General features: G+C 41.1%; 9 protein-coding genes. 2 read left to right on the top strand and 7 right to left on the bottom strand.

Annotated features, from left to right (window positions below; genetic code table 11):
• Window positions 1–157 precede the first annotated feature (157 nt).
• The 7 genes from Q0E08_RS08030 to Q0E08_RS08000 all read right to left on the bottom strand — a co-directional run bounded on the left by Q0E08_RS08030 (window position 158) and on the right by Q0E08_RS08000 (window position 6293).
• Window positions 158–811, bottom strand: a complete 654-nt coding sequence (locus tag Q0E08_RS08030) for an HAD family hydrolase (RefSeq protein WP_294778604.1) — start codon at window positions 809–811, stop codon at window positions 158–160.
• Entirely contained in the window at window positions 804–2069 is a 1266-nt protein-coding gene (locus Q0E08_RS08025) for a PotD/PotF family extracellular solute-binding protein (protein WP_294778603.1), read from the bottom strand. The genes Q0E08_RS08030 and Q0E08_RS08025 overlap by 8 nt, the downstream gene beginning before the upstream one ends.
• A complete protein-coding gene (locus Q0E08_RS08020; protein WP_294778602.1) occupies window positions 2066–2881 on the bottom strand; it encodes an ABC transporter permease in 816 nt (271 codons plus the stop codon). Before Q0E08_RS08020 ends, Q0E08_RS08025 begins: the two co-directional genes overlap by 4 nt.
• Window positions 2878–3705, bottom strand: a complete 828-nt coding sequence (locus Q0E08_RS08015) for an ABC transporter permease (RefSeq protein WP_294778601.1) — start codon at window positions 3703–3705, stop codon at window positions 2878–2880. The genes Q0E08_RS08020 and Q0E08_RS08015 overlap by 4 nt, the downstream gene beginning before the upstream one ends.
• Window positions 3692–4831 carry an ABC transporter ATP-binding protein gene (locus tag Q0E08_RS08010; protein ID WP_294778600.1) on the bottom strand — a complete coding sequence of 380 codons (1140 nt, stop codon included), beginning with the start codon at window positions 4829–4831 and terminating at the stop codon, window positions 3692–3694. The genes Q0E08_RS08015 and Q0E08_RS08010 overlap by 14 nt, the downstream gene beginning before the upstream one ends.
• Before the next feature lie 191 nt (window positions 4832–5022).
• Window positions 5023–5583 carry a dipicolinate synthase subunit B gene (locus Q0E08_RS08005; protein WP_294778599.1) on the bottom strand — a complete coding sequence of 187 codons (561 nt, stop codon included), beginning with the start codon at window positions 5581–5583 and terminating at the stop codon, window positions 5023–5025.
• Window positions 5580–6293, bottom strand: coding sequence for an NAD(P)-dependent oxidoreductase (locus Q0E08_RS08000; RefSeq protein ID WP_294778598.1), 714 nt, complete (start codon window positions 6291–6293; stop codon window positions 5580–5582). The genes Q0E08_RS08005 and Q0E08_RS08000 overlap by 4 nt, the downstream gene beginning before the upstream one ends.
• A 110-nt stretch (window positions 6294–6403) precedes the next feature.
• Here Q0E08_RS08000 and murC point away from each other — a divergent pair, with 110 nt between their 5' ends.
• Both murC and Q0E08_RS07990 read left to right on the top strand, forming a co-directional pair.
• On the top strand, window positions 6404–7798 hold the full coding sequence (gene murC / locus Q0E08_RS07995; RefSeq protein WP_294778597.1) for a UDP-N-acetylmuramate--L-alanine ligase: 1395 nt from the start codon (window positions 6404–6406) through the stop codon (window positions 7796–7798).
• Entirely contained in the window at window positions 7791–8219 is a 429-nt protein-coding gene (locus tag Q0E08_RS07990; RefSeq protein WP_294778596.1) for a GNAT family N-acetyltransferase, read from the top strand. Before murC ends, Q0E08_RS07990 begins: the two co-directional genes overlap by 8 nt.
• Window positions 8220–8226 lie beyond the last annotated feature (7 nt).

Raw genomic sequence — 8226 nt, 5'->3', positions numbered from 1 at the left:
GAGACGGGACTTGAACCCGTACGAGTCGCCCCACACGCCCCTCAAACGTGCGCGTCTGCCGATTCCGCCACTCTCGCGTCAACAGTTAGAAGTATAACAGAACTCACAACAAATGTCAACACTTTTTTTAGATTTTTTTAGATTTTTTTCAGTTTTTCTAAAACAGGCTTGATATGTACTTAGTTTCGTCTATTATCACTGACGGATGCTCGGCAAAAAGAGTTTCAAACGACCTAAAACCCCAAGAACAACCCACTGCTTCTATATTAGCATTTTTGGCTGTTCGCATATCAACTTCGCTGTCGCCGAAGAAAATTGCTTCTGTAGGCTTGCAATCAACTGCAGAAAGTGCACGAAGCGTAGTTGTCGGATCAGGTTTAGTAGGAAGTCCGTCCACACAACCGGTAATATAATCGAAAAAGCCTTTGCCGAAAATGTGCTCTACCATACCGTGAGCAGCTACATCCGGCTTGTTGGAAACAACGCAAAGCTTTATTCCTTTATCCTTGAGAATTTGAAGTTGTTCCTTAATGCCGTCATAAGCGTGAGCATGGTTAAGCTTATTTTCATCATATATAGGTTTAAACTCCTCATAACGGTCATTGAGTGTTTTTTCGTCCAAAGTATGGTCAAAGGCACGCTCAACAAGTTTTTTTGCACCGTTGCCCACAAACTTTTTGTAATCATCCAAAGACCAATTTGCTTCAAAATTATGCTTTTTAAGCAATATTTCGGTTGCACCTGCCAAATCATCAATAGTGTTGACAAGTGTTCCGTCCAAATCAAATACAGCACATTTAATTTTACTCATACAAATCACCCAAATCCTGTTCTTTATCTTTTTTGCGTTTTCTTACAAAATAAGTTGCAACGGCTATAACGACAATGCCTGCCACTATACCGGATTCGATATAAATTTTGCGTTCTTTTTCTTTACTGTTAACGCTCATATTACCGCTTTTAACACTTGACCACAAATTATTTTGCAATTCCAAAATGTTTTGCGGCAAATTTGCAAACACTTCGCTTTTTGGTGCAGGGTCGGGATAAACGGCTTTGTTACCATAAAGCGAACATTCCTCGTTTTCCTGAACTGCCTTGTTTGCGGAAGCATAGAAAATATATTCCTCATTTGCAAGTGCAACTTCAGGCTCCTGCATAAAGTTTATAAATGCTTCTGCACCTTTTTTGTTTTGCGTGCACTTTGGAATACAAAAAGCGTCATAAAAGGCATTTACGCCCTCTTTTGGATAAGCATAGCCCAAATCGGGATTATTCTCGTTCATAAGAACATAATCGCCGACATAATAGGTTGCAAAAGCGTACTCGCCCGATTCCATAAGGTTAAATACCTCATCCATAACATAAACAGGATTAACCTTATCTTTTTGCTCGGCAAGGAGTTTTGCGGCGTCTACCCAATCCTGCTCGTTTTGAGTGTTCAGGCTTTGACCCAACAATTTTTGAGCAATGGCAAACGCATCACGGCTGTTGTTGAACATCAGCACCTTACCCTTGTACTGCTCATCCCACAAAACCGACCAAGAATCGGGTTTTTCTTTAACCAACTTCTTATTATAAATAAGAACGGTGTAGCCTGTGTTGAAGCAAACAGAATACTTTTGCTCGGGGTCAAACGGAAGATTCAAGCAATCCTCACGCATATACTTCATATTGGGAATATTTGAATAGTCAAGCGGCATGAGCATATCTTCATCAATAAGACGCTCAACCATATAGTCGGACGGAACAATAACATCATACGAAACACCGCCGCCCGAAAGTTTGGAATACATATTTTCGTTTGATTCGAAATTGGTATAATTTACCTTTGCCCCTGTAAGTTTTTCAAACTCACGGACAACATCCATCGAGCCTTCGCCGCCGTCGGAAATATATTCGCCCCAGTTGTAAACATTAACGGTTGTGCCCTGAAGTCCGAGCGACTCATAATAAGCCTTTTGATCATCGGAAAAATAATCCTCATCGGCATAAGCTGTGACATTCATAAGCGGCAAAGCACAAACAAGGCTCATAACAAAAGCAACAATTTTTTTAAGTTTAATCATTTTGCCGCCTCCTTTTTGTCTGCCCTGTTCTGTGCAATGTTCATAAAAATCAAAAGCACAAGAATAACAAGGAACATAAGGGTTGACAATGCAAACATATCAGGCTTTACTCTCTTTTTGGTGAGGGAGAAAATATAAATCGGCAAGGTCTGGAATGACGGTCCGTTGGTGAAATACGAAATAATGAAATCATCAAGCGACAATGTGAAAGACATAATACAGCCTGTGATGATGCCGTTCATAATTTCAGGCATAACGACCTTCATAAAAGCCTTGAATGGCTTACAGCCGAGGTCTACCGCCGCTTCATATACATTCATATCAAACTGACGAAGTTTTGGAATTACATTAAGAATAACATACGGCAGGCAGAATGTAACATGGGCTATAAGAATTGTTGTAAAGCCGAGGACCTCTTTTACATTGATAAGAGCACCGGCAAACACAAAAAGAAGCATCATTGAGATACCCGTTACAATTTCAGGGTTCATCATAGGAATGTTTGTAACATTCATCATAGCTTTTTTGTACACACGGTTTTTTTGCATAAACAGACCGACTGCCGCCATAACGCCCAAGGCAGTGGATATTACCGTTGTTGCAAGTGCAAGGACAACTGTATTTTTGAGTGCCTTCATTGCAGCCGTATCATGAAACATTTCAACCCACCATGAAGTTGAAAAGCCATCCATAATATAGGTTGAAGTGCCGGAATTAAACGAAAAGACAGTCATAACCGCAATAGGTGCGTAAAGGAAAACAAATATGAGTGCCATATAAATTCTTGAAGCAGGAGATACTTTCTTTTTCATATTACAACACCCCCGTCCTGTGTGCCGTCATCAAAGTAATTCATTACTCCGAGGCATACAAAAATCAAAATCATAAGGACAAAGCTGAGTGCCGCTCCGAGATTATAATTGTTTGCGGACTGAAACTGACTTTCGATGACATCACCGATAAGAACGATTTGACCGCCGCCGAGTTTTTGAGTGATATAGAATGTTGAAACGCAAGGCACAAACACCATTGTAATGCCTGACAAAAGGCCCGGGAGCGACAAAGGCAAAATAACCCTTCTGAAAGTTGTTAATCTGCCGGAACCTAAATCGTGTGCAGCTTCGACAAGCGAATTATCAAGTTTTGAAAGCACGGAATAAATAGGCAAAATCATATAAGGTAAGAAGTTATAAACCATACCCAAAATGACTGCACCGCCCGTGTTAATCATATGGATGGGTTTTAATCCGATTGAAGTAAGAAAATTGTTGATAACTCCGCTGTCACCCAAAATGGTCATAAGGCTGTAGGTACGAATGAGAAAATTCATCCACATTGGGAGCATAACAAGAAGCACCATAGTTCTTTGGGTATGCTCTGTGTGCTTTGAAAGAGCATAGGCAAACGGATAGCCGATAAGCACGCAAATAGCCGTTGCCGCCAAGCCGTAAAGCACCGACAGCAAAATCGTTGGAAAATAATTTTTTATCTGTGCTATATTTGAAAAAGTGAACGCACCTGTTTTATCGGTGAAAGCATAGTACACTACCATAATAAGCGGAACGATGATAAACAAAGCCGCCCACAAAAGATACGGCTTATCAAGCATTTTTTGGGAAAGACTATTCTTCTTCATTTTCGTCCTCCCAATTATACGAAGCATCGGAAATATGGTCCATTTCATCCGAGAACGAAGAATAGTCGCCGAACTCGCCCGAATATTCACTGCGTTTCATAATATGAATAGCGTCAGGCTCGATATACATTCCGATAGTGTCGTCAACCTTAATATCATCCCTTGTGGTTTGAATCATCCAAATAAAGCCGTTGACATCAACAAGTATTTCAAAATGAACTCCCTTAAATGTTACGGAAGTTACTTTACCTGTAAGCGAAGCCTGTGCACCCGGTTTGGTAATTTGAATATCCTCAGGACGAACAACAGCTTCTACAAATTCATTTTTATCAAAGCCTTTATCAAGACACTTAAACTTAACTCCGCCGAATGTAACAAGATAATCTTCTATCATAATGGCGTCAACGATATTACTTTCACCGATAAAGTCGGCAACAAAAGCGTTAACAGGTTCGTTGTAAATATCCTCCGGAGTGCCGATTTGCTGGATTTTACCCTTATCCATAACCACAACGGTGTCGCTCATAGAAAGTGCTTCCTCTTGGTCGTGGGTAACATAAATAAAGGTTATGCCAAGTTCCTGCTGAATGTTTTTAAGTTCTCGTTGCATATCTTTGCGAAGCTTCAAATCAAGTGCACCGAGCGGCTCGTCCAAAAGAAGAATATGCGGTTTGTTTGCAAGTGCTCTTGCAATGGCAACACGCTGTTGCTGACCGCCCGAAAGCGAGTTGATAGGACGCTTTTCAAAGCCTTTAAGGTTAACAAGTTTGAGCATATCTGCAACGATTTGACGAACCTCCTCTTTCGGCTTCTTTTGAAGCTGAGGTCCGAATGCTATATTTTCATATACATTTAAATGAGAAAAAAGAGCATAACGCTGAAAGATAGTATTGACTCTACGCTTGTGTGCAGGCAGGTCATTGATGCGTTTACCCTCGAATATAATATCTCCGCTATCCGGTTTGACAAAGCCGGCAATGGCACGAAGAGTTGTGGTTTTACCGCATCCTGATGGTCCTAACAGGGTTATAAACTCTTTTTCGTTGATGTATAAATTCAGATTTTCCAAAACTGTGTTATCACCATAGCTCACGGTGATATTCTTCAAGTCAATAATCTTTTTCAATTATGCACTTCCTCTTTATTGCAGGCGTTGGAAAGACTTACCAACCCCCTCACGATTTACAATTAAAAATTGCATTAAGTCAAATATATATTTTTTATATTATAATGTCAATAATTTTTTGAAAATAATGTCGAAAAAATATGCAGACGGCTCCCCTTACAAGTAAACAAGTATAGGGAGCCATAGCAATTTTAAAGCATTGGATTGAACTGCAAGCCGTCAACAGCACACTTGATTGTGCCCTCTGCTTTTGAGAAATCGCAAACCAAAGAGCGAGGTTTTTCGCAAGGATTATCGAGTGCCATAGGAACAAAATAGAAGTTTCGATTGTTCATAAGGACACCGATATTTTTTGCCGAAGCGCCGAGAGCATCGTTTGTTGAAACACCGAGAACAACCGGCTTGTCGTTGCGAAGGTGCGACTTTACCGCCATTGTGACGGGAGTATCATTGACACCGTTTGCAAGTTTGGCAAGTGTGTTGGAAGTACACGGAACAACACACAGCACATCAAACATATGCTTCGGCCCAATCGGTTCGGCCTCTTCAATGGAAGCAATGATTTTTTTACCGCAAATTGCCTCAATCTCGTTTCTCACATCCTTAGCATTTGCAAAACGGGTATCAATATTATAAGCATTAAAGGACATAATCGGAGTGACATTATGACCGTTTTTAACAAGACTTTTAAGTGCTTCTATACTTTTTTTGAATGTACAAAACGAGCCTGTAAAGCAGTAACCTATATTCACAATCTCACCCCCATATGTTCAATAACCGTTTTGGCAACGGTTATACCTGCCGATTTAGGCGAAAACTTTGCGGGAAGTCCTCTTGAAACAATCAAATTAAGTCCGAGAGATTCGGCAAAATGCACATCAATTCCGCCCGGGAACGATGCCAAATCAATCATCAACACATCCTTTTTAAACGAGCGAAGTTCTTTTTCGTTAAGTACGGGGTGAGGCACTGTATTAAACACAAAATCATAAGTGTTTTGCTTGACAAGTTCATCAAAAGATATAACCTTTGCACCGTTCATTTTTGCCGTTGAACGCTGAACACTGTTTCGGGCACACACGGTTATGTGCGATGTATACGGAGTTAAAAATCTATGAAGAACTTTTGCTATTCTGCCGTAGCCGAGAATAAGAACATTTGAATTTATCAAACTGATATTACTGTTTTGCGTGGCTATTGACACAGCCGCTTCAGCCGTATAATAAGCATTTTCGGCGGCGAAGCGTTCATCCTTTGTATAATCGAATATATTATCACCGGACACATTGCCGGCAAAAACGGGAAATTCTTTGTAAGCGTCGAGGTTTTCGGGATTGACCCCTGCCAAAACAAAATCGGCTTTTGAAAGATTATCAACAGCACTAAATCCGTGTTTTTGCAAATAATCACACGCATATGCTACTCTCTTATCATCCAAAGACGCAATATAAAAATTTGTCATATTTACTACCACCTTTTATATTTTATGAAATAATATAAAAAGGGTGTTTATTTTTTACAAATTAGGTAGTATAATAAAAAAGATAATATGATTAATCGGGAGGAATATCCTTGAAAAATATAGATGAATTGCTCAAAGAAAGCAAAAAGATACATTTTATCGGCATTGGCGGTGCAGGAATGTGCCCTATTGCAGAGATTTTGTTATCCCTCGGATACAAATTGACAGGCTCGGACAACAACGACACCGAAACTTTCAGACGAGTTGAAAAAGAGGGTGCAAAGGTATTTTTGGGTCAAAAGCCCGAAAACATTGCCGACGACACGGAACTTGTTATATACACAAACGCTATCCTTGCCGGCAATGCGGAACTTGAATACGCAAAGGCAAACTTTCCTTGCTTTGAAAGAGCGGAGGCACTCGGTGCACTAAGCCGTATTTTTTCAAACTGCATAGGCGTTTGCGGTACTCACGGCAAGACCACAACAACATCAATGATAACCCAAATTCTTATGGAAGCGGGACTTGACCCATCTGCGGTTATCGGTGGAAAATTACCATTGATAAACGCATACGGCAGATACGGACACAGCCAAAACTTTGTGTGCGAAAGCTGTGAATTCAACAATACATTTTTGCATATGAATCCCGACATGGCGGTTATACTCAACATTGATGAGGACCACCTTGACTTTTTCGGCAACCTTGACAACATCAAAAAGTCATTCAGAAAATTTGCCGAACTCACCACAAAGACAATCATTTATAACGGCGACGATGCGAACACGGTTGACACGCTCAAGGGCATTGAGGACAAAAAGCTTGTTTCTGTCGGCAGAAATGACGGCAACGAATGGGTGGCAAAGAATGTTGATGTTCCGGGCGGTTTTCACAGCGAATACGACGCATACCACAACGGTGAATTTGTTGCAAGAGTTGTACTTTCCGTTCCGGGTGAGCACAACATTTTGAACTCGCTTTGTGCATTTGCGGCAGCATACGAAAGCGGAGCAGAGGTTGAAAAAATCCTTGAAGGACTTAAACACTTCGGCGGTGCGGCAAGAAGATTTGAAAAACTCGGCACATACTGCGGAGTGACCTTTGCAGACGACTACGCACACCACCCTGCCGAAATCAAGGTTACTCTTGAAGCTGCTAAAAAAATGGGATACAAGCATGTTTGGGCAGTGCACCAGCCGTTTACCTTTACAAGGACTTCCCTGCTTCTTGACGACTTTGCAGAGGTTTTGCAAATTGCCGACAGATGCGTGATAAGTGCGATTATGGGCAGCCGTGAAGTGAACACGATAGGAATAAAGGCAACAGACCTTTCAAGCAAAATTCCAGGGGCGGTTCAGCTTGACACATTTGAAGAAATTTGCGATTATGTATGCGACCACGCCGAGGACGGCGATTTGGTAATTACACTTGGCTGCGGAGATGTGTACAAGGTTGCACGAATGATGTGCAAAAAACTAAAGGAAAGAGAAGAACAAAATGCTTGAATTTAAGATAACCGACACGGCGACAGACGATTCAAAACTCATCAGATTCACTGTGTTTTGCGATGAACAGGGCGTAATTAAAAATCACGAGTTGGATGATTTTGACACAAACAAAGAAGCAAAGCACATTGTAATGTATGATGACGGCAAGCCGATTGCAACATCAAGATTTTACAAGGAGCACGGCGACACCTGGCACGCAGGCAGGATTGCGGTAATCAAGGAATACCGTGGAACAGGCTGTGGCAGAAAGGTGCTTGAAAAAGCTGAGAAGGAAATGAAAAAGCTCGGTGCAAAGAAAAGTTTTATTTCTGCACAAACACAGGCTCAGGGCTTTTATGAGGCTCTCGGTTACAAGGCATACGGCGATGTTTATCCGGAAGAGGACATACCGCACATTGCAATGAAAAAAGAATTATAAAAACAAA

Origin of the sequence: uncultured Eubacterium sp., from assembly GCF_934561735.1 — a bacterium.
Lineage (GTDB): Bacteria > Bacillota > Clostridia > Oscillospirales > Acutalibacteraceae > Eubacterium_R.
The sequence above is the reverse complement of the archived record's forward strand: the minus strand, read 5'-3'. Positions and strand labels throughout refer to the sequence as shown.

Coding starts and splice junctions, on each gene's coding strand:
- Q0E08_RS08030 (WP_294778604.1), bottom strand. CDS start 811: ATGAGTAAAATTAAATGTGCTGTATTTGATTTGGACGGAACACTTGTC.
- Q0E08_RS08025 (WP_294778603.1), bottom strand. CDS start 2,069: ATGATTAAACTTAAAAAAATTGTTGCTTTTGTTATGAGCCTTGTTTGT.
- Q0E08_RS08020 (WP_294778602.1), bottom strand. CDS start 2,881: ATGAAAAAGAAAGTATCTCCTGCTTCAAGAATTTATATGGCACTCATA.
- Q0E08_RS08015 (WP_294778601.1), bottom strand. CDS start 3,705: ATGAAGAAGAATAGTCTTTCCCAAAAAATGCTTGATAAGCCGTATCTT.
- Q0E08_RS08000 (WP_294778598.1), bottom strand. CDS start 6,293: ATGACAAATTTTTATATTGCGTCTTTGGATGATAAGAGAGTAGCATAT.
- Q0E08_RS07990 (WP_294778596.1), top strand. CDS start 7,791: ATGCTTGAATTTAAGATAACCGACACGGCGACAGACGATTCAAAACTC.